Genomic DNA, 26,170 nt, shown 5'->3' on the forward strand with positions numbered 1-26,170 from the left:
TCGTTATTTAACACATTTCCATTCGAGGCCATTCGTGTCGTCAGCCCCAAGCACTCATAACGAGATCGTTGGCGTGTTGTATCGCGACCACCGCAGTTGGCTGCTGGCCTGGCTTCGACGCAATGTGGCCTGTCCACAACGCGCTGAAGACCTGAGCCAGGACACCTTTGTACGCCTGCTCGGACGTGACGAGCTCAAGACGCCGAATGAACCCCGCGCCTTTCTGGCAGCGGTCGCCAAGGGCCTGCTGTTCGACTATTTTCGCCGCGCAGCGCTGGAGCAGGCTTATCTCAACGAACTGATGCTGATCCCTGAAGCCGAGCACCCTTCGCCGCAGGATCAGCTACTGATCCTTGAAGACCTCAAGAACATCGACCGCATGCTCGGCAAGCTGTCGAGCAAGGCACGCGCAGCCTTTCTCTATAACCGTCTCGACGGAATGGGCCATGCCGAAATCGCCGAGCGCCTGGGGGTTTCGGTTTCCCGGGTTCGGCAATACCTGGCCCAGGCCATGCGCCAGTGCTACATCGCCCTGTACGGCGAACCGACATGAAGCTCGCCGGTTCACGGCCGGTTTCGGCACAGGTGCTCGATGCTGCCATCGCCTGGCAACTGAGCCTGGATTCCGGTGATGGCATCGAACAGGACGAGTTCGCCAAGTGGCTGGGCGCCAACGAAGAGCATGCCCGTGCCTGGAGCCAGTTGGGCATGCTCAACCAGCGCTTCGCCATCCCGTCTGGCCCGGCCCGCAAGGCCTTGCAGCAAGCGCCGGGCAGCCTGCGGCGGCGCGTGCGCAAGCTGGGTGGCGGACTCGCGGGGTTATTGCTGAGCTGCGGACTGGCGCTGTTCATGGGCAATCGCTACCTGCCAATCGATTACTGGCTCGCCGACCAGCGCACCGCAACCGGCGAACAGCGTGACATCCGCCTGGCGGACAACACGCTGATCCGCCTCAACACCCACAGCGCCATCGATGTGCATTTCGATGCCAGACAGCGCCGGGTGGTCCTGCAGGATGGCGAAATCCTGGTCGAAACCGGCAGTCATGACGATCCTCGCCCGTTTATCGTCGAAACCAGCGACGGCAGGATGCGCGCGCTGGGTACGCGCTTTCTGGTCCGCCGCGAGTCGGATGGCACGCGCCTGAGCGTGCTGCAATCGGCCGTCGCAGCCAATCCTCGTGACCACGGCAACGAGCTGGTCCTGCGCGAAGGCCAACAGATCCTGCTGACGCCCGACGGGCTCGGGCCGATGCTCAGCATGCCTTCCGGCACCGATGCCTGGACCCGTGGCATGCTGGTGATGGACAACGCCCGGCTGGGCGACATGCTTGCCGAACTGAGTCGCTACCGGGTCGGCTATCTGGGCGTCTCGCCGCAAGTAGCAGACCTGCGGATTACCGGCAGCTTCCCGCTGAACAATACCGACCTGGCTCTCAAGGCCCTGTTGCCGACCTTGCCGGTGCAGATCGAACAGCACACGCCATGGTGGGTAAACGTGCAGGCCAGCAGCGAGAAAAACGACAGCGCCGCGACCGAAAAACCCTGAGTCCGATTTTTTTTGCACAGAGCCCTGTCACTTTTGCGGATTCGTGCGGCAGAGAGGCAATAGATACCGTTTGCCCTGGAGCCTTGTATGTCTCGCCCGCTTGAAACTCTTCTGCGTCCCAGCCTGCTGGCCCTGGCAATCGCCCTCGGCATGCCGCTGGTGAGCACCTCACCGATTGCCGCCGAACAGGCTTCAAGCGTTCGCACCTACAACCTGCCAGCCGCCACGCTGTCCACCACCCTGAATCAGATTGCCAGCCAGGCCGGGCTGACCCTGGCGATCAGTCCATCGCTGGTCAGCGGACGCATGTCGGCACCGGTGCAGGGTCAGTTCGATGCCACGGGCGCCATGCGTCAGGCCTTGCGCGGCACGGGTCTGCAACTGGTACAAAGCAGCGCGGGCAGCTACAGCCTGGAAGCTGCGCCCGAAGGAACCGTGGCCTTGCCGGAAACCAATATCCAGGGCTGGCAGGGCGATACTGAAACGGCATGGGGTCCGGTCGAAGGTTATACGGCGACCCGCAGCGCGGCAGGCAGCAAGACCGATACGCCAATAGTGGAAGCGCCACGCTCGATCTCGGTCGTGACTCGCCAGCAAATGGACGACCGCTCGGTACTCAACCTCAATGACGCCCTGCGCTATACCGCAGGCGTGGTCAGCAGCGGCTATGGCTCCGACTCGCGCAACGACTGGCTGCGCATTCGCGGCTTCGTGCCGACCCAGTTCCTCGACGGCCTGCCGATGCCGGTCGGCTCCTACGCCAACCCCAAGCCCGAGCCATGGAACCTGGAGCGCATCGCCGTACTGCGCGGCCCGTCGTCTTCGGTCTACGGCCAGACCCCGCCGGGCGGCATGCTCGATATGGTCAGCCGTCGCCCGCAAGCCGAAAGCAGCCATGAAGTGGGCTTGCAGGCGGGCAGCAACGAGCACAAGCAGATCAATTTCGACAGCACCGGCAAGATCGACGATGAAGGCCAGTTCCTGTATCGCGTCAGTGGCGTGGTGCGTGACAGCGGCTCGGCCATCGATCACATCCCGGACAAGCGCTACAACATTGCCCCAAGCGTGACCTGGAACATCAATGACGACACGCACCTGACCTTCATCTCGCAGTACACCCGCGACGATACCGGGATTACCGGCCAGTTCCTGCCGTTGCAAGGCACCAGGCTGGGATCGGCGGCCGGCAACATTTCCCATCACAAGAACCTCGGTGATCCGGACTGGGAGTTCTACGACCGCACCTATTACGCGCTGGGCTATGCCTTCGACCATCGCCTGAACGATGTCTGGCAGTTCCGCCAGAACCTGCGCTACACCAAGAGCGACCTGTCGTTCCAGGCCCTGAGCGTCAACAGTGGCGCAACGGCGGTCGATGCCGATGGCAACATCGGACGCACCACCGGTGTCGTCAACGAAGACATCAGCCAGTTTGCCGTGGACAACAACTTCCAGGCCGATTTCCAGACCGGCGCGCTGAGCCACACTGTATTGCTGGGCCTCGACCATCAGCGCTCGAACACCAACTACCAGTGGCAGTATGGCTACGGCAACGTTCCGGGCACCAACGTCAACCGCCCGGTATACGGCGCGGACTTCTCCAACGTTCTGTACTCGACGCTGTACGACTACGACCAGAAAACCCAGCAGACCGGCCTGTATGCACAGGACCAGATCGCGCTGGACCAGTGGCGCCTGACTTTGGGCGGACGCGAGGACTGGGTGCATACCGGCACCACGTTCTATAACAACAACAGCGCCACCAGCACCCAGCGCGACAAGCATTTCAGTGCCAACGCTGGCCTGAGTTATGTCTTCGATAACGGTTTCACGCCGTACATTTCCTATACCGAGTCTTTCCAGGCCGCTACCGGCGCAGGCGTCAGCGCAACAGAATCATTCAAGCCGACTGAAGGCCGGCAGTACGAAGCCGGTCTGAAGTATCAGCCACCCGGCTCGAAAGCCCTGCTGACCGCTGCGGTGTTCGACCTGCGCCAGAAGAACGTGTCGATCACCGAAAACAACATCACCAGCCAGATTGGCGAGATCAAGGTTCGCGGCCTGGAGCTTGAAGCCACTGCGGACGTGACTGACAACCTCAAGCTGATCAGTTCCTATACCTACACCGACAGCGAAATCCTCAAGGGCGACGACAAGGGCAGCCGCGTCCCGCAGGTTCCACGCAATCAGGCCACGGCCTGGGCCGACTACACCTGGCACAGTGGCGCGCTCGACGGTTTCGGTATTGGCGCAGGCGTGCGCTATGTCGGTGACACTTACGGCAACCAGAGCAACACCGCCCTTGGCCATGTCGGCTCCTACACCGTGTATGACGCCTCGCTGCATTACGATCTGGGCCGTCTGGCCAGCAGCCTCAAGGGCGCTTCGCTGGCGGTGGACGCCAAGAACATTTTCAACAAGGATTACCTGGCCACCTGTGACGGGTTCTGGTGCTACTACGGCGATCAACGCAACGTCGTCGCCAGCGTCAATTACAAGTGGTGAATTAACCCGAGTACCAAAGGCCCCTGATCGTCAGCGGGCCTTTTGCTTTTGGAAGCACCAATGAAAAGCCATACCGTGCGCCGCTGGTCCATCGTTCATACCTGGAGCAGCCTGATCTGCACACTGTTCCTGCTGATGCTGGCGGTAACCGGCCTGCCGCTGATCTTTCATCACGAGATCGAGCACCTGCTCGGTGATGCGCCGCACTATCGGGAAATGCCCGAGGACACGCCACGCCTGAACCTTGAGCAACTGGTCCAGGCCGCCGAGGCGCACCGTCCCGGAGAAGTGCTGCAGTATTTCGGCTGGGACGAAGACGATCCCAACGGTGTCATGGCGATCACGGCCGCGACCGCAGGCACCGAGCCCAACTCGTCGCACACCTTTGCGCTGGATGCCCGCACCGGCGAAGCGCAGGAAATGCCTTCGGCCAACGGCGGCTTCATGATGGTCATGCTGCGCCTGCATGTGGATATGTATGCCGAGCTGCCGGGCAAGCTGTTGCTGGCGTTCATGGGTCTGTTGTTCGTGGTCGCGATCGTCTCCGGCACCGTGTTGTATGCGCCGTTCATGCGCAAGCTGGAGTTCGGCACCGTGCGCGCCGGCAAATCCACCCGTACCCGCTGGCTGGACCTGCATAACCTGATTGGCGTCGTGACCCTGACCTGGGCGCTGGTAGTCGGCGTGACCGGGGTGATCAGTGCCTGTGCCGACCTGTTGATTGCCTCATGGCGCAATGACGCGCTGGCCAGCATGATCGCGCCCTACCGCGACGCCCCGCCGCTGAGCCAGCGAGCGCCTGCGACTGAACTGCTAACTATCGCCGAAACTGCCGCGCCGGGCATGAAGCCGGACTTCATCGCCTTTCCCGGCACACGCTTTTCCAGCGAACACCATTACACCGTGTTCCTCAAAGGCAATACACACCTGACGGCTCACCTGGCCACCCCGGTGTTGATCGATGCCCGGACCCTGCAGGTCACCGCCATCGTCGAACGGCCCTGGTACATGGATGCGCTGGGCATGTCGCAACCACTGCACTTCGGCGATTACGGCGGCATGCCGATGAAAATCCTCTGGGCGGCGCTGGACGTGCTGACCATCATCGTCCTCGGCAGCGGCCTGTACCTGTGGTGGGTAAGACGCCGCGCCCCCGCGCGCGTTGAGGTGACAGCATGAAGCGCAAAGGCTCGACCTTCGCAGTACCGGGCCTGATCGCCCTGCTTACCGGTGCAGGCCTGTTCATGGCACTGCTCGGCGATGGCTGGTGGGATACCCTGGCCTGGGTGGGGATGGGAGTTGCCGCCGGGTTGAGTATCAAAGGGCTGTTGGCCTGACCTTTTCGCGAATGAATTCGCTTACCGGTGACTGAAATTCATTTGCGGACAATCCACAATATGCTCCCGATATTGCAGACCAACGGTACGCTGACTAGTCTATGAGACTGCCCCAGTCGAGGAACATTCATGTCAGCCCCTACCATGACGTTGTACACCAACCCAGCCTCCCCCTTTGCCCGCAAGGTGGTTGTCCTGCTGCATGAAACCGGTCAGCTCGACAGAGTGCAGTTGCAGGCGACGGTGCTCACGCCGGTCAGCCCCTCCAGCGAACTCAACGATGACAATCCGGCAGGCAAGATCCCGGCATTGCGCCTGGCTGATGGCAATGTCATTCATGACAGCCGGGTGATCCTCGATTATCTGGACCACCAACACGTCGGCCTGCCGCTGATCCCTCGCGAAGGTTCGGCGCGCTGGAGACGCCTGACCCTGGCTTCGCTGGCCGATGCGCTGCTGGACGCCGCCTTGCTGATTCGCTACGAAACCGCGCTGCGCCCCAAGGACAAGCACTGGGAACAGTGGCTCGATAACCAGCAGGAAAAGATCGAGCGCTCCCTGAGCTACTTCGAGCAGGATGCGATCACCGAACTCAGTTCATCGTTCGATATCGCGTCCATCAGTGTGGCTGCTGCCCTTGGCTATCTGGACTTTCGCCAGCCCGACCTGCGCTGGCGCAGCAGCTATCCGCGCCTTGCAACCTGGTACGCCGACGTCAGCCAGCGGCCATCGATGCAGGCGACCCAGCCTTCGGCCTGAGTGATCGACAGCCTGCCTGCGCAGTACGCACAGTCGGCGCTGGCAGCAGGCTGACAATCCTGGCCATCAGCTCCCTGGCCAGGACTTGCTCCTCACGCAATCCAACCCGGTTACTCATGACCCACCTCCCCTGCGGATTCAAGCGATTGAGTCCGCTTGCCCGGCGTGATGCCGTACCAATCGAGCCTGCGGGTCAGCACCATGAACACGCCCAGCAGGCCGAACAACAGCAGCGAGCCCATCAGCAAGGCGTAATCCTCGGCACTGAGCAGTCCGTAGAGCAAGCCATACAGGGCCGTCAGCGCCACCGAGAAGCCGATGCCATTGCGCACGCTCTGCAACACATGGCACACATAGAAACCGATCAGCGTCACACAGGCCCCGGCTGACAGCAGGTAGGCGTTGGCAAACCCCACGTGTTCCGATAACGACAGCAGCATCAGGAAGAACAGCGCCAGCGATACGCCCACCAGCGCATACTGGATCGGGTGCACAGCCAGGCTCTTGAGCACTTCAAACAGAAAGAAGCCGGCAAAGGTCAGCACGATAAACAACAGCGCGTACTTGATGGCCCTCTCGCTCTTCAGATATTGATCCACCGGTTCGATAAAGCTGACACCAAAGCTGCGGCTCTTGAATTCCTGGCACTTGTTGGTCTGCTGACAGCGAACCAGCGCATCCTCAAGGTTGGTGGAGAAGAACGAGGTCTGCCAGTTGGCGCTGAAGCCCTGCGCGGAAATCTCCCGGCGCGTCGGCAGATAGTTGCCGATGAAGCTCGGATGCGGCCAGTCGGCAGCCAGTTTCACGCTGCTGGATTTGCCCACTGGGATGACCTTGAGTTGCCCGGTGCCTTGCAGGCGCAGATCGAAGGCAAACTCCAGACGGACCTGCTGCGCGCCATCCTGCATCGGCAGATTGACACTGACGCCCTCGCCCAGCCATGCCAGCCGTGTACCGGGAATGAAATCCAGGGTCTGGCCTTCCAGTTGCAGTTGCATGGCACTTTCTATACCGCGCACATCGCTGATGCCCACCGCCAGAAACGGGCGCTCGAACTCGTAATCGGCAAGGTTCTCGCTCAGCCCCAGATTCTCGGGGATCACGAAATGCCCGCTGATGCGGTTGTCGGCATGGTAAAGACGGGCTTCGTAGATGCCCCGCGAACGCAGTTCGGTCTGGACCTTGCCATCGAGTTCGAAGCGTTCCGGCAAAAAATACAGGTAGCCCTTTTCCTGCGCCGGCTCCTGATAGGACTCATTGGTCTGTGGATTGGTCTTCCAGATCCGCACCCACTTGCGATACGGCACCGCCATGACCGGGCCGCTCAATTGCTGGCTGAGGCTTGAGCTGCTGGCAATATTTTCCAGTACGGTGTCGCGCTGTTGCTGCCGATCCGCGATCAGGCTGCCGATCATCATCAAGGGAATCAGCAACAGAATAATCAGCGCCGCGATCATTCCCAGTTTCATAGCCAGACTTCGGTTCATGGGGCTCTCCCTGTTTTCGATAGAGAGAGTCTGGAACCCTTGTGTGGAGAGATGATGGGCGCAATGTGGAGAGTGTGTGGAGGTTAGCGGGCAAGGCTCATTGCAGGAGCAGGCTTACCTGCACTCCGCCATCGACATTGCCGATCTGCATCTCGCCGCCATGCAACTGCACGACTTCCTCGACGAAGTTCAGCCCCAGCCCGGTGCTTTTCCGGCCACTGTGCGGCCTTGGCAGGGAATAGAAACGCTCGCTGAGACGCGGCAAGGCGTAATCGGGAATCGGCTCGGCGCTATTGAAGAGCGTAAAACGAATCCGCTCGCCGGTCCGCTCGGCGGCCAGGCGCAGGGTTCCGCCACTCGGGGTGAAGTCCAGGGCGTTGTCCAGCAGGTTGGCCAGCGCCTGACGCAACAGGAACCGCTCGCCCAGCAGGCTCAGGTCGCGGTCGATCAGTTGCTCGACCTGCACATTCAGGCGCTCGATCTGTACGTCCCGTTCGAGCAACAGTTCATCGACCAGCGCTGCCAGAGGCACGAGCACCTTTTCTTCCAGGCCCTGACGCTGCTCGACCATGGCCAGATTCAGCAGGCGCTCGATCAGTTGCTGCATGCGCTGGCTTTCGCCATCGATATTGCTGACAAAACGCTGCCGCTGTTCGGCGGGCATTTCATCCTGCAACAGCTCGGCGGCACCGCGAATCGCCGCCAGCGGGCTTTTCAGTTCGTGAGTCAGGGTATGCACATAGCGCTCGACGTAGGCCTTGCCTTCCAGTTGGGTACGCATGTGCTCGACTGCGGCAGACAAGCGCTCCAGCTCACCGCCGCGATAATGCGGCAACTCGGCGCGACGTCCTTCGCTGACCGCCTGGGCATAGTCCATCAGGCGCCGCAGTGCCGAACTGAGCCACCACGAAAACAGCGCGCCCAGCAGCAGCCCCAAGGCCATCAGGCCAGCGCCGTACCACAGCAGTCGCCCCTCGGCCCTGTCGACATAAGGCTGCAGCGAACTGTTGGGCTTGGCCACGGTAACCACACCGATGATCGTGCCGTTATCGCGAATCGGCGCTCCGACGTACATCACCGACGAGTTGCTATCCTCGGGATCGCTGCGGGTCGAGCGGGCGCCATATTCGCCGCGCAAGGTCAGGTAGACATCGTTCCAGCGCGAGTAATCCTGGCCAGCCGCCTCGCCACTGGAGTCGAACAGCACGATGCCCCTGGCGTCGGTGACGTAGATGCGGTTGTTGACATGCTGCTTCGACAAACCCCAGATCTTCGCCTCGGGCTGGCGCAAGCCATAGGCCTTGAGCGCATCCGGGAAACGGCTTTGATCCAGCGAACCGTTCTTCACATCATCCTGGAGGATTTCCGCCAGCAGGTTGGCCGTGTCCACCAGGGTTTCTTCGGTGGACTGGCGCACACCGGGGCGCACTTCCTTCATTACCGTGCTGAGCACGAAATAGCCGGTCAGGGCGATGAACACCGCATAAACCAGAAAAATCCGGATGCTCAGCGACATCAGCTATGTCCGGGACTGAAGCTGTAGCCCAGGCCGCGATGGGTCTGGATCGGCTCGGCATCGGCGGCAACCAGACGCAGCTTGGCGCGCAGGCTCTTGATATGGCTGTCGATGCTGCGCTCATAACCTGCGTCGCACGCCACGCCCAGCGCATCGAGCAATTGCTCGCGGCTGAACACTCGCTCGGGCTGCTCCAGCAGGCATTGCAACAACCGAAACTCATGCCGCGTCAGACTCAAGGGCTGGCCGCGATAGCTGATCTGGACCCGTTCACGGTCGACCTGAAACACTTCGCTGCCGGGCGGCGTGACCGTGCGTGGCAACATGCGCTTGAGAATCGCCCGGACCCGCGCCGCCACTTCACGGGGGCTGAACGGCTTGACGACATAATCGTCAGCGCCGATTTCCAGACCCACGACCCGGTCGATTTCGCCGTCGCGGGCGCTGAGAAACATCACCGGCACTTCACTGAAACGGCGCAATTGCTTGCAGGTCTCAAAACCGCTGATGTCCGGCAAGCCGATATCGAGAATGATCAGGTCGGCCGGCGTGCTGCGCTGATGCTCGACAGCTGCCTGACCGAGACCAAGCCAGGTGGTGGTAAAACCTTCGCCTTGCAGCGCATAGACCAGCGTGTCGGCAATCGCGGCCTCGTCTTCGACAATCAAAATATGCGGCATGGCATCCGGGCGCCTGGAGTGAGGGCGAAAAGGTGCGCGATTTCAGCCCTCGACGTCAATCAGCAATCGGGCTTGTCAGCCGTATAACGCCGCGCCGGGTTGACCGCTGCATCGAACTCGCGCAACGCCTTGGCCCCGATCAGCAACGGATAGTTGAAATGGCTGCGATCCACCAGATTCACTTCGACGGTGCGCTTCTTGTTGCCCAGGCACATTTCAAGGTCGACGACCGGGCGTGTGGTCGGGTCGATGACTTCATCGTCGTCATCGCCTTCCGCTCGGCCCTTGATCTTGCTGATTCGCGAAACCTTGTGCTCATAGACCTTGTTGCCGGCATCCTTGGTCGCCAGACGGAAACGTACCCAGTCGTCGCCATCGCGCTGGAACAACTCAATGTCCCTGGCCGACAGCGAAGCGGTCAGCGCACCGGTGTCCATCTTGGCCTTGAAGGTCTCGCCGATCTCGGGGACCTTGATGTTTTCATAGCGACCATACAGCGTCGGTTCGGCGGCCATGACAGGCAACGCCAGCAGGGACAATAGCGCCAGGATCGGTTTCACGTGGCAGGTTCCTCGCAATGGGCAGCGTCTGATTGACGCCCGGTTTTAGACAGCGAACTTGCGGTTTGTTCGGGGCTAACCAGCATAATCGTCAGCGCGTGAAACATTTGTAAGCACCTGTGTAATTGGCGTAACAAATCGCTGTCTCTATCATTGCCCTCTCGAAAAGATGCCAGAGTCCCTTATGCGCCGAGTGCTTTGCGGCTGTTTCCTCACCCTGCTGCTGTTGGTCAATACCCTTGTGCTGATTGGCCCACTGCTGGTTTTTGCATTGCTGAAGCTGCTGTTCAAAGGCCGTATGCGCGATCACTGCTCGCGGGCGGTGATGTGGATTGCCGAAACCTGGGCCGAGATCGACAAGCTCATCTTTGCCTCATTCACACCGACCCAGTGGGTGATTCGCGGCAATGAAGGCCTGCGCAGCGACACCTCCTATCTGGTGGTCTGCAACCATCAGTCGTGGGTCGACATTCCGGCGCTGGTCCAGGCTTTCAACCGCCGCACACCGTTCTTCAAGTTCTTTCTGAAAAAGGAACTGATCTGGGTTCCGTTGCTGGGACTGGCCTGGTGGGCGCTGGATTATCCGTTCATGAAACGCTACACCCGGGCCTTTCTGGCGAAACACCCGGAGCTCAAGGGCAAGGACCTGGAAATTACCAAGGCCGCCTGCGAGCTGTTCAAGCGCCAGCCGGTGACCATCGTCAATTACCTGGAAGGCACCCGTTTCACGCCAGCCAAGCATGCCGCGCAGGGTTCGCCGCATACCTACTTGCTCAAACCCAAGGCCGGCGGCGTGGCGTTTGTACTCGCGGCCATGGGCGAGCAACTGGATGCGATTCTGGATGTGACTGTGGTCTATCCGGGCTCTCGGATTCCGGGCTTCTGGGACATGTTGTGCGGACGGGTGCCCAAGGTGATCGTCGACATCAAAACCCGGGAACTTGACCCCGCCTTGTGGCAGGGCGACTACGAAAACGATCCGCTGTTTCGCGAGCACGTCCAGAACTGGGTCAACCAGCTCTGGATCGAAAAGGACGCTCGCATCAGCACCTTGCGTGCCGAATCAGCTACCGGCGCCCCATAGGCCGCTCAGGCTTTGCAATGCCGAGCCACTGGCGCCCTGCTGACCGAGGTATTGCAGGATCACCGGGACAAACTGGCTGACCATGCTGCTGTCCATGCCCAGCGCCTTGAAGGCGTTGTTCACGTCGCCCATGTTCTGCACATTGCCGAGCGCGCTGCCGAGTGCCGAGCCGTTCGCTGATTTGTTTGCGCCCAGCAAGGCGCCAAGCCCGCCGTCGCCCAGCGTGTTCAACGCGGAAAGCCCGGACAATTGATCGAGGCCCGGGACGGATTGGGTCAGTTGCGAGTAATCGGTACCGGTCAGTTTGTTCTTCGCCAGCCCCAGCAAGGCTCCCGTACCGCCCACGGCCTGTTCCGGGGTGACGTTCAGTTGTGTACCGAGAGTATTGAGCAAGCCGGCGGCTTCAGGTGCTGCCGTGGCTTTCTGGTTGCCGCCGGTGGCGTTGGAGACCGCATTGGCCGCGTCGTTCAGATTGAACGCAAAAACCGGGCTTGCCGCCAGGGCCATCAATGTTGCGAGTGCAATACCGCGTGCAGTGTTCATTACAGTCAACCTCTAACCGAAACCATCCAAAAGTGGATGATAAAACAGACGGTTTGACTGAGTGATGAATACCTTGTTCCCGAGCGGGACGGCTGGATAGCGATTCTTTCCGACAGTGTAGGGGCGGATTTATCCGCGAAATCTGCTCGCGAATGAATCCGCTCCTAACAGGCGGCTGACGCTATTACGCTGCGCTGAACAGCTTGTGTGGATCGATCACGAATTTCTTCGGTACGCCGGCATCGAACTCGCCGTAGCCTCGTGGCGCGTCATCGAGGCTGATGACCTCGACACCGACCACATCGGCGATCTTGATCCGGTCCCACATGATCGCCTGCATCAACTGGCGGTTATACTTCATCACCGGAGTCTGTCCGGTATGGAAGCTGTGGGACTTGGCCCAGCCCAGGCCGAAGCGGATGCTCAGGCTGCCCATTTTCGCGGCGGCATCGACAGCGCCCGGATCTTCGGTGACGTACAGGCCGGGAATCCCGATCTTGCCAGCGACCCGCACCACGCCCATCAACGAGTTGAGAACCGTGGCCGGTGCCTCGGACTGCGCACCGGCATGCCCGTGGCCACGCGCCTCGAAGCCCACGGCATCGATGGCGCAATCCACTTCCGGCTCACCCAGCAAGGCAGCGATCTGTTCGTGAAGCGGTGTGTCCAGCGACAGGTCGGCAATCTCGAAGCCCTGGGCCTTGGCATGAACAAGTCGCTTGGGGTTCACGTCACCGACGATCACCACCGCTGCACCCAGCAAGCGTGCCGAAGCCGCTGCCGCCAGACCGACCGGGCCGGCACCGGCGACATACACGGTGCTGCCAGGGCCGACGCCCGCAGTCACCGCACCGTGATAACCGGTGGGCAGGATGTCGGAGAGGCAGGTCAGGTCGCGAATCTTCTCCATGGCCGCATCACGGTCAGGGAGTTTCAGCAGGTTGAAGTCGGCATAAGGCACCAGCACGTATTCAGCCTGGCCGCCGACCCAGTCACCCATGTCCACATAACCGTAGGCACCGCCGGCACGCGCCGGGTTGACTGTCAGGCAGACGCCGGTGTGCTGTTCCTTGCAACTGCGGCAACGGCCGCACGCCACGTTGAACGGCACCGAAACCAGATCTCCGACCTTGAGATGCTCCACATCGCGCCCGGCTTCAAGCACTTCGCCGGTGATTTCATGACCGAGCACCAGCCCGGTCTGCGCCGTGGTACGACCGCGAACCATGTGCTGGTCCGAGCCGCAGATATTGGTGGAAACAACACGCAGAATGACTCCGTGTTCGATGCGCTTGCCTCGTGGATCCTGCATTTTCGGGAAAGGAATTGTCTGCACCTCGACCTTGCCAGCGCCTAGATACACCACACCGCGATTATCAGACATGCGTTCACCTCTACGTTTTGTTGTTGGATAGAAAGAGGGAGAGAAGCAACTGCAAGCTTCAAGCGGCAAGAAGACCTCGCCGGCCTCTAGCTTTTCGCTTGCAGCTTGTAACTTGCCGCTTGCAGCTTCAAAGCACTACCGTCCTGTTGGCATTCAGAAACACTCGCCGTTCAATGTGATAGCCGACCGCCCTTGCCAGGGTCAGCCCTTCGATATCCCGGCCCTTGGCAATCAGGTCCTCGGGGTAATGGCTGTGGTCTACCACTTCGACGCCCTGGGCAATGATCGGCCCTTCGTCCAGGTCGTTGTTGATGTAATGCGCCGTCGCGCCAACCAGTTTCACGCCCTTGTTGTAGGCCTGATGGTAAGGCTTGGCACCCTTGAAGCCCGGCAGCAGCGAGTGGTGAATGTTGATCGCCTTGCCATCGAGCTTGCGACACAGATCCGGTGACAGCACCTGCATGTAGCGGGCAAGGATCACCAGTTCGGCGCCTGAATCTTCTATGACCTGCCAGACCCTGGCCTCTTGAGAAGGCTTATCATTCGGGTCGAGTGGGAAATGGTAGTACGGAATTCCGTGCCAGCCAGCCAATGGCTCAAGATCGGGGTGATTGGAGACCACCGCAACTACGTCCATGGACAGCTGATTGATGCGCTGGCGGTAGAGCAGATCGTTCAGGCAATGATCGGCCTTGGAGACCATGATCACTACTTTTGGACGGTAGTTCGGCGCCGTCAGCTCGAAGATCATTCCAAACGCTTCGCCCCGCTCAGTCAGCCCGGCGCGAAATGCAGCTTCGTCGAAACCGTCAGGCTGGCGAAATTCGACGCGAATGAAAAAACGCCCGGATAGCCGATCATCGAACGAATGGTGCTCGGTGACATAGCAGCCCTGCTCGAACAGATAGCGGGTTACTGCGTCCACCGTGCCCAGCACACTGGGGCAGTCGGCAGTCAAAATCCATGTATCGGGGGCGCGACTCATATTAAAGGTGACTCCTGACAATGGTTCGCGGATAAACCCGCTCCTGCGGCAGGAGCGAATTCATTCGCGAGCGGGTTCACTACGCCTGAATGCTCAATCCATATTCAGCACTGGCATCCTGTAGCCACAGCCACCAGTAATCGGAGAAGCTGCGACGGATCAGCAGTTCCCAGGTTTCCTCGCCGGTACGACGAATCACCAGTTGCGACTTGGCGAACACCGTGCCGACGGCCTTGCCCACCGGGAAGTTGTCCGGGTGCACGTCATAGCTGGTGGACTTCATCAGCACCTGACGCACGTTGGGGCCGGTCAGCTCCAGGATGGATTGGCCACCGCTGACATTGACGATGGCGATATGCAGCCCCGCCAGTGCCTCGCGCAGCCGTTGCTCGGCGGCGAACTCTTCGCCGGTGGGCACGATCAGCAACCATTCATCCGGACCAAGCCATTGCAGCGAGCTTTCGCCACTGGTGACCAGCGCCAGTGCAGTTGGCAATTCCATACCCAGCGCCTTGTGCACGCCGGCTGCGAAACCCGGATCACGGGCATCGCCACGGATGGTCAGGTGACCGAGCAGTTTCTTTTCCCGCAGGGTAACGCCAGGGTTGGCGCGGCCCTTGCCGACCAGACTGCCGAGGTCGGCGTGGAACAGCGGCGATTCAGCCTTTACGCCCGCTTGCGGGCGTTGTTGGTATACGTTGACTGTGGTCATGAGACACCTGTCATGAATTCGGTTTGTGGGGGTTCGCGAATAAATTCGCTCCTGCACAGACGGCGTGATGCGTGTTGAGACCGCCCGTGCACATCACTCCACGTTCTGCTGTTCACCCTTCGGATCGAAGAACACCGAGGAAACGATTTCGGCTTCGATCACGCTGCCATCGGCCAGCGGCGCGAACACCCGCTCGCCCATGCGCTGCAAGCCGCCCTTGACCACACCCATCGCAAACGAATAACCCAGAGAGTTGTGGGCATAGCTGGAAGTGACGTGGCCAACCATGCTCATCGGAATCGTCTGCTGGGTGTCGAACACCAGTTGCGCACCTTCCGGCAGCCACTTGGTCGGATCCACCGGCTTGAGGCCCACCAGTTGCTTGCGTTGTTCGCGCACGCAGTCTTCGCGATTCATGCCGCGCCAGCCGATCCAGGAGAACGGTTTGGTCCGGCCTACGCACCAGCCCATGTTCAGGTCGTCGGGGGTCATCGAGCCGTCGGTGTCCTGACCGACGATGATGAAACCCTTCTCGGCCCGCAGCACGTGCATGGTTTCGGTGCCATACGGCGTCAGGTTGTACTTCTTGCCTGCCTCGGCGATCTTCTCCAGAACACCCATGGCGTAGTCGGCCTGAATGTTGACCTCGTAGGACAGCTCGCCGGTAAAGGAAATACGGAACACCCGGGCCGGCACGCCAGCCACCAGACCTTCCTTCCAGGTCATGAACGGGAAGGCTTCACGGCCCAGGTCGATATCCGTGACTTCGCTGAGCAACTTGCGGCTGTTGGGGCCGGACAGCGTCAGGGTCGCGTAATGGTCGGTCACGGAGGTGAAATACACCTTCAGGTCTGGCCATTCGGTCTGCTGGTAGATTTCCAGCCATTGCAGAACCCGTGCAGCGCCGCCTGTGGTGGTGGTCATGATGAAATGGTTGTCGGCGACACAGGCGGTAACCCCGTCGTCGAACACCATGCCGTCTTCCTTGCACATCAGGCCGTAACGCGCCTTGCCCACATCCAGCTTGGTCCAGGCGTTGCTGTACACACGGTTGAGGAATTCGCGGGCATCCGGGCCTTGAATGTCGATCTTGCCCAGGGTCGAAGCATCCAGCAGACCGACGCTGGCACGCACGGCCTTGCACTCACGGGCAACGGCGGCATGCATGTCTTCGCCGTTTTTCGGGAAATACCACGGACGCTTCCACTGGCCGACGTCTTCAAACTCGGCACCGTTTTTCAGGTGCCAGGCATGCAGTGCGGTAAAGCGTACCGGCTCGAAGATATGCCCGCAGTGCCGTCCGGCTACTGCACCGAAAGTCACCGGCGTGTAGTTCGGACGGAACATGGTGGTGCCCATCTCGGGAATCGAAACGTTCAGCGAACGGGCGGCGATAGCCAGGCCGTTGACGTTGCCCAGCTTGCCCTGATCGGTGCCGAAGCCCAGTGCGGTATAGCGTTTGACGTGCTCGACCGACTCGAAACCTTCGCGGGTCGCCAGTTCGATGGCGGCTGCGGTGACATCGTTCTGCAGATCCACGAACTGCTTCGGCGCACGGGCCGTGCCTTTTTCGTGAGGCACCTGAAACAGCGCCAGCGAAGGTTCTTCTGCACGGCTCAAGGCCTTGGGCATCACGCCTTCCACCGCCTTGAAACCGGCTTCATTGGCTGCGCGGGCACCGCCTTCAAAACCATCGGCCAGGGTATCGGCCAGGCTGTAGACACCATTCACGCCACCGACGCAAACACGTTTCTGCGGGGCTTCACCCGGTACGAAACCCAGGATGTCTTCACGCCAGACCGGCTTGCCGCCCAGGTGTGAAGCCAGGTGTACGATCGGGCTGTAGCCACCGGAGCTGGCAACCAGATCGCACTCCAGCCATTCGCCCGGACTGGTAACGCTCAGGGTCTTGACGTCGATGGCGGCAACCCGCGCAGCCGTGACGCGCTTGCTGCCACGGGCTTCGATCACCGCGCTGGAAGTCAGAATACGAATACCCTTGGCCCGCGCCTCTTCAACCAGCGGTCCACGCGGGTTGTGGCGCGCATCGGCAATCGCCACCACTTGCAGGCTGGCATCGAGCCAATCCAGCGCAACGCGATAGGCGTGATCGTTGTTGGTGGACAGCACCAGCTTTCTGCCAGGCGCTACACCATAACGACGGACATAGGTGGAAACCGCACCGGCCAGCATGTTGCCCGGCACATCGTTGTTGCCGTAGACCAGTGGCCGCTCATGAGTACCGCTGGCCAGCACCACGCGCTTGGCACGTACCCGATGCATCCGCTGACGCACCATGCCAATCGGGGCACGATCCCCCAAGTGGTCGGTCAGGCGCTCATGAATGGTCAGGAAGTTATGGTCGTGATAGCCGTTGACCGTAGCCCGTGGCAACAGGATCACGTTTTTCAGGCCCTTGAGCTCTGCAACAACGGTGGCGACCCATTCGGCAGCCGGTTTGCCATCGAGGCTTTCACGGCTGTCGAGCAGACTGCCGCCGAACTCTTCCTGCTCATCGGCGAGAATCACCCGGGCGCCGCTGCGCGCAGAAGCCAGTGCAGCAGCCAGGCCGGCAGGACCGGCACCGACGATCAGCACGTCGCAGTGCTGGTTCATCGCGTCATAGGTGTCCGGATCATTCTCGGTCGGTGAACGGCCCAGGCCGGCCGCCTTGCGGATGTACTTCTCGTAAGTCATCCAGAACGACTGCGGATACATGAAAGTCTTGTAGTAGAAACCCGGCGGCATCAGCTTGCCGCCGACCTTGCCGAGAATCCCCATCACGTCGTTGTTCACGCTTGGCCAGCCGTTGGTGCTGGTTGCAACCAGCCCCGAATACAGCGCCTGCTGGGTGGCACGCACGTTGGGAATCTGGGTCGCTTCGGTGGCACCGATCTGCAACACCGCGTTCGGCTCTTCGGAACCTGCCGCGAAAATCCCGCGGGGACGGGAATACTTGAAGCTGCGACCGATGATATCGACGCCATTGGCCAGCAGTGCGGCAGCCAGCGTGTCGCCTTCATAGCCCTGATAAGTCTGGCCGTTGAAGGAGAAATTCAGCACCTTGCTACGGTCGATACGGCCACCATGGGGCAGTCGGTTGGTCTGGCTCATGCCTTGTCTCCCTTGGCCGTGAACTGTGGCCTGGCGCCAATCGGGTAGGTTTCGAGAATCTCGTAGGTCACGGTGTCGCGGGTGGCATTGAAGTACTGGCGGCAACCGGCAGCGTGAATCCACAGTTCGTGGTGCAGACCACGCGGATTGTCACGGAAGAACATGTAGTCGCCCCACTCTTCGTCGGTGCAGGCGTTAGGGTCCAGCGGACGCGGGATATGCGCCTGACCGGAGCCATGAAATTCCTCTTCGGAGCGCAGTTCGCCACAGTGAGGACAGAAGATATGCAACATAAAACTCTCCTTCAAAGCCTGGTGAGAACGCCGCCTTGTCTGGCGTACCGGTTCTCACAAGACTTTTTTAGTGGGCGACTGCAGCGGCGCCGTGCTCGTCGATAAGCGCGCCGTTGTGGAAACGTTCGATGGAAAAAGGCTTGGCCAGCGGATGCATCTCACCCTTGGCGAGGCTGGCGGCAAACACGTTGCCTGAGCCGGGCGTCGCCTTGAAGCCACCGGTCCCCCAACCGCAGTTGAAGAACATGTTCGGAACGGGCGTCTTGGAGATGATCGGGCAGGCGTCCGGCGTGGTGTCGACGATACCGCCCCATTGGCGGTTCATGCGCACCCGCGACAGCACCGGGAACATCTCGACGATGGCCTGGATGGTGTGCTCGATCACCGGGTACGAACCGCGCTGGCCGTAGCCGACCCAGCCGTCGATCCCGGCACCGATCACCAGGTCACCCTTGTCGGACTGGCTGATATAGCCGTGCACGGCGTTGGACATGATCACGCTGTCGATGATGGGTTTGATCGGCTCGGAAACCAGCGCCTGCAACGGGTGGGATTCCACCGGCAGACGAAAGCCCGCCAGTTTCGCCATGTGCCCGGAGTTACCGGCAGTCACCACGCCGACACGCTTGGCGCCAATGAAGCCCTTGTTGGTTTCGACGCCGATGCAGACGCCGTTTTCCTTGCGGAAGCCGATCACTTCGGTCTGCTGGATCAAGTCCACGCCCAAGGCATCGGCGGCGCGGGCAAAGCCCCAGGCCACCGCATCGTGACGGGCCACGCCGCCACGGCGCTGGACCGTTGCGCCGATGATCGGATAGCGGGTGTTTTTCGAGCAGTCCAGGTACGGAATCTCTTCGGCGACCTGTTTGCCATTGAGCAGTTCGCCGTCCACGCCGTTCAGGCGGTTGGCGCTGACCCGACGCTCGGAGTCGCGCATGTCCTGCAGCGTGTGGCACAGGTTGTACACGCCACGCTGGGAAAACATGACGTTGTAGTTCAGGTCCTGGGACAGGCCTTCCCACAGTTTCATCGCATGCTCATAAAGATGAGCCGATTCGTCCCACAGGTAGTTGGAACGCACGATGGTGGTGTTGCGCGCCGTGTTACCGCCGCCCAGCCAGCCTTTCTCGACCACCGCCACGTTCTTTACGCCATGCTCCTTGGCCAGGTAATAGGCGGTCGCCAGACCATGCCCGCCGCCGCCGACGATGACCACGTCGTAGACTTTCTTGGGTGTTGGCGTGCGCCACATGCGCTGCCAGTTTTCATGATGGCTGAGGGAGTGCTTGAAAAGGCCGAAGCCTGAGTAATGTTGCATCGGGGGCTACTCCTGACTCAGCGATAAACCGGGAAATCGGCGCACAGTGCGGCCACCTGGCCGGCGACGTTGGCCTCGACATCGGCGTCGCCGAGGTTGTCGAGAATGTCGCAGATCCAGCCGGCCAGCTCGGTGCACTGGGTTACCTTGAAGCCGCGGCTGGTGACGGCCGGCGTACCGATCCGCAGGCCCGAGGTCACGAACGGCGATTGCGGGTCGTTCGGTACCGAGTTCTTGTTGACGGTGATGTGTGCACGACCAAGAGCCGCGTCCGCATCCTTGCCGGTCAGGCCCTGACGGATCAGGCTGACCAGGAACAGGTGGTTGTCGGTTCCGCCGGACACGACGTCGTAGCCTCGCTCGATGAACACTTGCGCCATCGCCTGGGCGTTATTGATCACTTGTTGCTGATAAGCCTTGAAATCCGGCTCCATGGCTTCCTTGAAGCACACGGCCTTGGCGGCGATGACGTGCATCAACGGGCCGCCCTGCCCGCCCGGGAATACCGCGGAGTTGAGCTTTTTCTCGATCTCTTCGTTGGCCTTGGCCAGGATCAGGCCGCCACGTGGACCGCGCAGGGTCTTGTGGGTGGTGGTAGTCACCACGTCAGCGTATGGCAGCGGGTTCGGATACAGGCCTGCCGCAACCAGACCGGCCACGTGCGCCATATCGACGAACAGGTAGGCACCGACCTTGTCGGCGATTTCACGAAAACGCGGGAAATCCAGGGTTTTCGAGTAGGCCGAGAAACCGGCGATGATCATCTTGGGTTTGCTTTCCAGGGCGATACGCTCGACTTCGTCGTAATCGATCAGCCCGGTGTTGGTGTCGATGCCGTACTGCACGGCGTTGTACAGGCGCCCGGAAAAACTGACCTTGGCACCGTGGGTCAGGTGACCGCCGTGGGCCAGGCTCATGCCCAGAACGGTATCGCCCGCTTGCAGCAGGGCCAGATAGACAGCGGCGTTGGCCTGGCTGCCGGAGTGTGGCTGGACGTTGGCGTAATCGGCACCGAACAGTTGCCGGGCGCGATCAATGGCCAGTTGCTCGACCTTGTCGACATGCTCGCAACCACCGTAGTAGCGCTTGCCCGGATAGCCTTCGGCATATTTGTTGGTCAGGCCACTGCCCTGAGCCTGCATCACACGCTTGCTGGTGTAGTTCTCGGAGGCGATCAGCTCGATATGATCTTCCTGGCGCTGCTCTTCGGCATTCATCGCTGCCAACAGTGCATCGTCATATCCCTGAATCTGGTCTTGCTTGCTGAACATCGCGATCTCCCAGCGGCGGCGCTGCGCCTGGCTTGTAGGCAGGGCTATAAAGTGCCCTTTAGATGCGATGGTATGGCTGACGCAAACGGACCAAATGCCTACGGACGCCACACAAAGGTGCGTTTACGACATGGCATGGCGGGGAGAGACAAATGATTCGCGGATGAATCCACCCGCAGGAGCGGATTCATCCGCGAGACGTCATTGAAGGCGATGCTTTTGTTTCGGCCTTGCGGGCGTTTCGCGAATGAATTCGCTCCCACTGAATGAGATCCGAGGGAGCGAGTCAGGACTCAGGCCGGCTTGTCAGCCCGGAACATGGCGCGGATACCGCGTACGGCCTGGCGGATGCGGTCCTGGTTCTCGATCAGGGCAAAGCGCACATGGTCGTCGCCGTATTCGCCAAAACCGACACCCGGCGAGACACAGACCTTGGCTTCGGCCAGCAGCTTCTTGGCGAACTCCAGCGAGCCAAGGTGCGCATAGGCTGGCGGAATCTTGGCCCAGACATACATCGACGCCTTGGGGTTTTCCACCATCCAGCCCAGCTCATGCAAGCCCTTGACCAGCACGTTGCGCCGCTGGCGATATTGCTCGGCGATGTCGAGCACGCATTGCTGGTCGCCTTCGAGGGCTGCAATGGCCGCGACCTGCAACGGCGTGAAAGTGCCGTAATCGTGATAGCTCTTGATCCGTGCCAGCGCATTGACCAGTTCCGGGTTACCGACCATGAAACCAATGCGCCAGCCGGCCATGTTGTAGCTCTTGGACAGGGTGAAGAACTCCACCGCAATGTCCTTGGCGCCCGGGACCTGCATGATCGACGGCGCTTTCCAGCCGTCATAGACGATGTCGGCATAGGCCAGGTCGTGAACCACCAGCACGTCGTACTGCTTGGCCAGAGCCACCACCCGCTCGAAGAAGTCCAGCTCCACACATTGCGCGGTCGGGTTGGACGGGAAGCCCAGAATCATCATCTTCGGTTTGGGGATCGAGCCACGAATGGCCTTTTCCAGCTCGGCAAAGAAGTCCACACCCGGCACCAGCGGCACCGAACGCACCTGGGCGCCGGCAATCACGGCACCATAGATGTGGATCGGATAACTGGGGTTGGGCACCAGCACGGTATCGCCCTGATCAAGGGTGGCGAGCATCAGATGCGCCAAGCCTTCCTTGGAGCCGATGGTGACGATGGCTTCGCTTTCCGGGTCGATATCGACCTCGTAGCGTTTCTTGTACCAGTTGGAAATCGCCCGGCGCAGACGGGGAATGCCACGCGAAGTCGAGTAGCCGTGAGTGTCTTCACGCTGGGCAACGGTAACCAGTTTCTCGACAATGTGCGCAGGTGTGGCCCCGTCGGGGTTGCCCATGCTCAAGTCGATAATGTCTTCACCACGACGACGAGCAGCCATTTTCAGCTCGGCAGTGATGTTGAACACGTAAGGGGGGAGTCGATCTATGCGCGCAAAGCGGCGCGGCGAACCTTGGTCAGCCATGAGTATCTCGCAGACGTAAGCGCCCGGAACCGTCCGAGCGACGTTGGCCACATGAGGCGGCCTGCGGCGAAGATAAGGGCAGTAATGGCGCTTTGTCTACTGGGATTCTCCGCGATGTTCTCCATGTGGGACCGAATTCATTCGGGAAGAGGCCAGTCCAGGCTCAGTCATGCAACTGACTCACTGGCGTCTTCCCGGATAAAACCGGTCTTACAGTCCTTCACAGGGCCAGCAACTCTCGCAGCCCCAGCAGGACCAGAAAGTGCCCCGGATAGATCCCGTAGGCCCAGCGGCGCATCGGCCAGACCTTGAACTCGGGTTTGTGGCGCAGCAAGGCAATGCCGAGCAATGGCGCAAGCAGACAGATAATCATCGCCGCAATCGAGACCGGATCGCCCCACGCAGCACCGGCGAACATGTCCGACCAGGCATTCGCTGCCAGACACAGCACTGCCGGAAAAATCGCGTACCAGAGCGGTTTATGCAGGACCAGCAGCAAGGCCAGCGGCAGCAGCACGCCGGCAAAGCCGAACATCAGTTGCTGCTGAAAGATCGCGGCAAACAGCAAGGCGCCAATGGCCATGAGTCGGGTCGTGACATTGCGATGCCGCCATCCTTGCGCGGCCAGAAGCCCCAGAAGCAGAGTCGGCATCACGTTCAGCGTCGTGGCATCGGTCATGAACAGCCGATAGGGGATTTCCGAAAGCACCGCGAACGCCAGCACCCAGCCCAGATAACGCCATTGCACACGCGGGTTCACCAGCGCTGCACTGCGCCGTGCCAGATTGACCGCAATTGCCAGACAGAACCAGGGAAAGGCCAGGCGGCCAGGTACGTAGAGAACATCGACCGACCAGCCGACATAGCGCAGGTGATCCAGCACCATACTCAGCATTGCCAGCCATTTGAGCAGATCCAGCGCCTTGTCGCGTCCCGGCAAAAAGGGCGGGTTTGAAAGATCCATATCACTCCGTGCATAGAAACAACGCTTACATAACAACACATGACCCAGGCCTGCATTGTTCGCTAAAGTGCGCACCATAAAACGACCACAAGGAATCGGCCATGACAGACCAAAGCCAACAGTTCGCCAGCGACAACTATTCCGGCATCTGCCCCGAAGCCTGGGCAGCCATGGAACAGGCGAACAAAGGGCATCAACGTGCCTATGGCGACGACCAATGGACTGCCCGCGCCTCCGACGGTTTCCGCCGCCTGTTTGAAACCGATTGCGAAGTGTTCTTTGCCTTCAACGGAACCGCTGCCAACTCACTGGCGCTGTCTTCGCTGTGCCAGAGTTATCACAGTGTCATCTGTTCGGAAACTGCCCACGTCGAAACAGACGAGTGCGGCGCACCGGAGTTCTTTTCCAACGGCTCGAAACTGCTCACGGCACCCAGCGCGGGCGGCAAGCTGACCCCCGAATCGATCCGCGAAGTGGCGCTCAAGCGTCAGGATATCCACTACCCCAAACCCCGCGTCGTGACCCTGACCCAGGCGACCGAAGTCGGCGGCGTCTACCAGCCTGAAGAACTCCGGGCGATCAGCGACACCTGCAAGGATCTGGGCCTGCACCTGCATATGGACGGCGCGCGGTTCTCCAATGCCTGCGCCTTTCTGGACTGCTCACCGGCCGAACTGACCTGGAAATCGGGCGTCGATGTGCTGTGCTTTGGCGGCACCAAGAACGGTATGGCGGTGGGCGAAGCAATCCTGTTCTTCAATCGCGACCTGGCCGAAGACTTCGACTATCGCTGCAAGCAGGCTGGTCAACTGGCCTCGAAAATGCGTTTCCTGTCCGCGCCATGGGTAGGCCTGCTGGAAAACGATGCCTGGCTCAAGCATGCCCGCCACGCCAACCATTGCGCGCAATTGCTGGCAGAGCTGGTCAAGGACATTCCCGGTGTGGAATTGATGTTCCCGGTACAGGCCAACGGCGTGTTCCTGCAACTTTCCGAACCGGCCATTGCTGCCTTGACCGCCAGGGGCTGGCGTTTCTACACCTTCATCGGCAAGGGCGGCGCACGTTTCATGTGCTCATGGGACACCGAAGAAGCCCGCGTCCGTGAACTGGCAGCGGATATCCGGCTGGTGATGCAGGGCTAGGGTTATCGCAGATGAATTCGCTTCTACCGTGTGGGGGCGAATTCATTCGCGAAAAAAGTAACGACTCAACCCTGTGAAATAGTCTTGGAAATCACATCGACCGTAGCACTGACCTGATCCTGATAACGCTCAAGCTCGATCCTGTGCTGCTGCTCAAGTTCGATCTGCTGTGAGCACAGGTTCAACGCCGCCAGCACCAGCAGGCGGTCGCCGATCAGGGTCGGGTACTTGCGCTTGGTATCGGCCAGGGAAGTCTTGAGCATCGCGGCAGCCTGCAGCAGGGTCTGATCCTCGCCTGCCGGAGCCTTGACCGAATATTCGTTGCCCAGAATGGAGAGAACGGTCACCCCGTTTCTGTCGTGGTTCATGCGCTGACAGCACTGGCGCTGGTAGCGCGTTCGACCAGCGCCTGGATACGGGCGGCGGTACTGCCTTGCTTCTCTTCCTGCTCCATCAGGTTCAACTGCAGGCTGTCGTTCTCATCCTTGGCTTTGGCAAGCTCGGCACTGAGTTGTGCATTTGTTTCCTGTAGCTGCTGGTTCTGTTGCACCAGATCACCGACAAGTTGTTCCAATTGGCTAAGGGATGATTCCAACATTATGATTTCTCAAGCGAATTTCAACGGGCGCACACGATAAAGAAAAGTCATTGCGCATGCTAGCGTCTGAACAAGTCAATAAAGCAACTGTTCAGGCGAAATGTGACTGCATTTCCGGCATCTGGTTCCTGCTGTTCGTCAGACCCGCTCTGCTGCGACAAAAGCGCGCAGCAAAACACCTCGAAATAATCGCCAAAACCCGCAGCGACCATTGGTTTCAACGACTTGCAGGCGCTTTTTCATTTTTCTGAAAAAGCGCCATGAATTGATTCACATCAAAACACGTGTCCTCGCCTCAAGACTTTCGTCGTAGAACCGATAGGCAACCATCAACAGATTGCCCTCTCTTCATACGACGCATGGAACGCGCCTTAATTCTGGAAGCTTCCATGTCACTACGTAACATGAATATCGCGCCGCGCGCGTTTCTCGGCTTTGCCGTCATCGGCACGCTCATGCTGATCCTCGGCATTTTCGCGCTTTCGCAAATGAGCAAGATTCGGGCTGCGACCGAAGTCCTCGCCGAAAACAGCGTGCCCAGCATCAAGAGCCTGGATCGATTCGCCGAAGTCAGTATCCGCCTGCGAGTGCTGTCCTATCGTCTGCTGGTCAACCGCGAACCGGACATCCAGCAGAAGACTGTCGATCTGCTGGCCATGCGCAACAAGCAGATCAGCGAAGCCCAGAGCATTTATGAACGACTAATTGGTGATCCGAAAGAGCAGGCACTCTACAACCAGTATGTCCAGTTGCTCGGGCAATACCGCCAGCTCGAAGAGCGCATGAAAGCCCTGAGCAAGGCCAACAGAATCGATGAGCTGCAAGACCTGCTCAACAACGAAATGCTCAGCAACTCCGACCAGATGAACGTGGT

General features: G+C 60.2%; 25 protein-coding genes and 1 pseudogene. 10 read left to right on the plus strand and 16 right to left on the minus strand.

Features of this window, described 5'->3' with window-relative positions; genetic code table 11:
- Window positions 1–34 precede the first annotated feature (34 nt).
- The 6 genes from ALQ04_RS11010 (at window position 35) to ALQ04_RS11035 (ending at window position 6,149) form a co-directional block, all read left to right on the plus strand.
- Entirely contained in the window at window positions 35–553 is a 519-nt protein-coding gene (locus tag ALQ04_RS11010; protein WP_122315791.1) for an RNA polymerase sigma factor, read from the plus strand.
- Window positions 550–1,548: a FecR domain-containing protein gene (locus tag ALQ04_RS11015; protein ID WP_122315792.1), complete on the plus strand. Its 999-nt coding sequence runs from the start codon at window positions 550–552 to the stop codon at window positions 1,546–1,548. Before ALQ04_RS11010 ends, ALQ04_RS11015 begins: the two co-directional genes overlap by 4 nt.
- 87 nt (window positions 1,549–1,635) lie before the next feature.
- Complete coding sequence (locus ALQ04_RS11020) at window positions 1,636–4,053, plus strand: TonB-dependent siderophore receptor (protein ID WP_122315793.1); 2,418 nt, start codon at window positions 1,636–1,638, stop codon at window positions 4,051–4,053.
- Window positions 4,054–4,113: 60 nt separating this feature from the next.
- Window positions 4,114–5,232, plus strand: a complete 1,119-nt coding sequence (locus tag ALQ04_RS11025) for a PepSY domain-containing protein (RefSeq protein WP_122315794.1) — start codon at window positions 4,114–4,116, stop codon at window positions 5,230–5,232.
- On the plus strand, window positions 5,229–5,390 hold the full coding sequence (locus ALQ04_RS11030) for a hypothetical protein (protein WP_122315795.1): 162 nt from the start codon (window positions 5,229–5,231) through the stop codon (window positions 5,388–5,390). The genes ALQ04_RS11025 and ALQ04_RS11030 overlap by 4 nt, the downstream gene beginning before the upstream one ends.
- A gap of 129 nt (window positions 5,391–5,519) precedes the next feature.
- A complete protein-coding gene (locus ALQ04_RS11035; protein WP_122315796.1) occupies window positions 5,520–6,149 on the plus strand; it encodes a glutathione S-transferase family protein in 630 nt (209 codons plus the stop codon).
- A 110-nt stretch (window positions 6,150–6,259) separates the two neighbouring features.
- Here the strand turns inward: ALQ04_RS11035 and creD are convergent, their stop codons facing one another.
- From creD to ALQ04_RS11055, 4 genes are all read right to left on the minus strand, one after another.
- Window positions 6,260–7,636, minus strand: coding sequence for a cell envelope integrity protein CreD (gene creD / locus ALQ04_RS11040; protein ID WP_122315797.1), 1,377 nt, complete (start codon window positions 7,634–7,636; stop codon window positions 6,260–6,262).
- 97 nt (window positions 7,637–7,733) lie between these two features.
- Entirely contained in the window at window positions 7,734–9,152 is a 1,419-nt protein-coding gene (gene creC, locus ALQ04_RS11045) for a two-component system sensor histidine kinase CreC (RefSeq protein WP_122315798.1), read from the minus strand.
- Entirely contained in the window at window positions 9,152–9,832 is a 681-nt protein-coding gene (creB, locus tag ALQ04_RS11050) for a two-component system response regulator CreB (RefSeq protein WP_122315799.1), read from the minus strand. The genes creC and creB overlap by 1 nt, the downstream gene beginning before the upstream one ends.
- 59 nt (window positions 9,833–9,891) lie before the next feature.
- Window positions 9,892–10,392, minus strand: coding sequence for an ATP-dependent zinc protease (locus ALQ04_RS11055; RefSeq protein ID WP_122315800.1), 501 nt, complete (start codon window positions 10,390–10,392; stop codon window positions 9,892–9,894).
- Between the two features lie 184 nt (window positions 10,393–10,576).
- On the opposite strand from ALQ04_RS11055, the gene ALQ04_RS11060 reads away from it, so the two are divergent.
- Window positions 10,577–11,476: an acyltransferase gene (locus ALQ04_RS11060; protein WP_122315801.1), complete on the plus strand. Its 900-nt coding sequence runs from the start codon at window positions 10,577–10,579 to the stop codon at window positions 11,474–11,476.
- On the opposite strand, the gene ALQ04_RS11065 is transcribed toward ALQ04_RS11060, so the two are convergent.
- The 10 genes from ALQ04_RS11065 to ALQ04_RS11110 form a co-directional block, all read right to left on the minus strand.
- Window positions 11,456–12,019, minus strand: a complete 564-nt coding sequence (locus ALQ04_RS11065; RefSeq protein ID WP_122315802.1) for a DUF2780 domain-containing protein — start codon at window positions 12,017–12,019, stop codon at window positions 11,456–11,458. The two genes, ALQ04_RS11060 and ALQ04_RS11065, sit on opposite strands and share 21 nt — an antisense overlap.
- Before the next feature lie 184 nt (window positions 12,020–12,203).
- Window positions 12,204–13,403: a formaldehyde dehydrogenase, glutathione-independent gene (gene fdhA, locus ALQ04_RS11070; protein ID WP_122315803.1), complete on the minus strand. Its 1,200-nt coding sequence runs from the start codon at window positions 13,401–13,403 to the stop codon at window positions 12,204–12,206.
- 127 nt (window positions 13,404–13,530) lie between these two features.
- Window positions 13,531–14,388 carry a formyltetrahydrofolate deformylase gene (gene purU, locus ALQ04_RS11075; RefSeq protein WP_122315804.1) on the minus strand — a complete coding sequence of 286 codons (858 nt, stop codon included), beginning with the start codon at window positions 14,386–14,388 and terminating at the stop codon, window positions 13,531–13,533.
- A 79-nt stretch (window positions 14,389–14,467) separates the two neighbouring features.
- Window positions 14,468–15,100, minus strand: a complete 633-nt coding sequence (locus tag ALQ04_RS11080) for a sarcosine oxidase subunit gamma (protein WP_122315805.1) — start codon at window positions 15,098–15,100, stop codon at window positions 14,468–14,470.
- A 93-nt stretch (window positions 15,101–15,193) separates the two neighbouring features.
- Window positions 15,194–18,214: a sarcosine oxidase subunit alpha gene (locus tag ALQ04_RS11085; RefSeq protein WP_122315806.1), complete on the minus strand. Its 3,021-nt coding sequence runs from the start codon at window positions 18,212–18,214 to the stop codon at window positions 15,194–15,196.
- Window positions 18,211–18,507 carry a sarcosine oxidase subunit delta gene (locus tag ALQ04_RS11090; RefSeq protein WP_122315807.1) on the minus strand — a complete coding sequence of 99 codons (297 nt, stop codon included), beginning with the start codon at window positions 18,505–18,507 and terminating at the stop codon, window positions 18,211–18,213. Before ALQ04_RS11090 ends, ALQ04_RS11085 begins: the two co-directional genes overlap by 4 nt.
- A gap of 67 nt (window positions 18,508–18,574) precedes the next feature.
- Window positions 18,575–19,825 (minus strand): sarcosine oxidase subunit beta family protein, encoded by a 1,251-nt coding sequence (locus ALQ04_RS11095; RefSeq protein WP_122315808.1) that lies wholly within the window; start codon window positions 19,823–19,825, stop codon window positions 18,575–18,577.
- 17 nt (window positions 19,826–19,842) lie between these two features.
- Window positions 19,843–21,096 (minus strand): serine hydroxymethyltransferase, encoded by a 1,254-nt coding sequence (gene glyA / locus ALQ04_RS11100; protein ID WP_122315809.1) that lies wholly within the window; start codon window positions 21,094–21,096, stop codon window positions 19,843–19,845.
- A gap of 293 nt (window positions 21,097–21,389) precedes the next feature.
- Window positions 21,390–22,592, minus strand: coding sequence for an alanine transaminase (gene alaC / locus ALQ04_RS11105; RefSeq protein WP_122315810.1), 1,203 nt, complete (start codon window positions 22,590–22,592; stop codon window positions 21,390–21,392).
- Between the two features lie 220 nt (window positions 22,593–22,812).
- Entirely contained in the window at window positions 22,813–23,556 is a 744-nt protein-coding gene (locus ALQ04_RS11110; protein ID WP_122315811.1) for a TraX family protein, read from the minus strand.
- A 101-nt stretch (window positions 23,557–23,657) separates the two neighbouring features.
- Here ALQ04_RS11110 and ALQ04_RS11115 point away from each other — a divergent pair, with 101 nt between their 5' ends.
- On the plus strand, window positions 23,658–24,698 hold the full coding sequence (locus ALQ04_RS11115) for a low specificity L-threonine aldolase (protein ID WP_122315812.1): 1,041 nt from the start codon (window positions 23,658–23,660) through the stop codon (window positions 24,696–24,698).
- 65 nt (window positions 24,699–24,763) lie between these two features.
- On the opposite strand, the gene ALQ04_RS11120 is transcribed toward ALQ04_RS11115, so the two are convergent.
- A complete protein-coding gene (locus ALQ04_RS11120; RefSeq protein WP_122315813.1) occupies window positions 24,764–25,066 on the minus strand; it encodes a cell division protein ZapA in 303 nt (100 codons plus the stop codon).
- The gene (locus ALQ04_RS11125) at window positions 25,063–25,296 is read right to left on the minus strand and encodes a hypothetical protein (protein WP_122315814.1); all 234 of its coding nucleotides are present in this window, start codon (window positions 25,294–25,296) and stop codon (window positions 25,063–25,065) included. The genes ALQ04_RS11120 and ALQ04_RS11125 overlap by 4 nt, the downstream gene beginning before the upstream one ends.
- Window positions 25,297–25,352: 56 nt before the next feature.
- Here ALQ04_RS11125 and ALQ04_RS26730 point away from each other — a divergent pair, with 56 nt between their 5' ends.
- Together ALQ04_RS26730 and ALQ04_RS27655 are read left to right on the plus strand one after the other, a co-directional pair.
- Window positions 25,353–25,547 carry a hypothetical protein gene (locus ALQ04_RS26730; protein WP_147466584.1) on the plus strand — a complete coding sequence of 65 codons (195 nt, stop codon included), beginning with the start codon at window positions 25,353–25,355 and terminating at the stop codon, window positions 25,545–25,547.
- A gap of 204 nt (window positions 25,548–25,751) precedes the next feature.
- Window positions 25,752–26,165 (plus strand): annotated as a pseudogene (locus tag ALQ04_RS27655) (MCP four helix bundle domain-containing protein); the annotation flags it as partial.
- Window positions 26,166–26,170 lie beyond the last annotated feature (5 nt).

It is taken from the genome of Pseudomonas cichorii (assembly GCF_003700275.1).
GTDB classification, from domain to species: Bacteria; Pseudomonadota; Gammaproteobacteria; order Pseudomonadales; family Pseudomonadaceae; genus Aquipseudomonas; species Aquipseudomonas cichorii_B.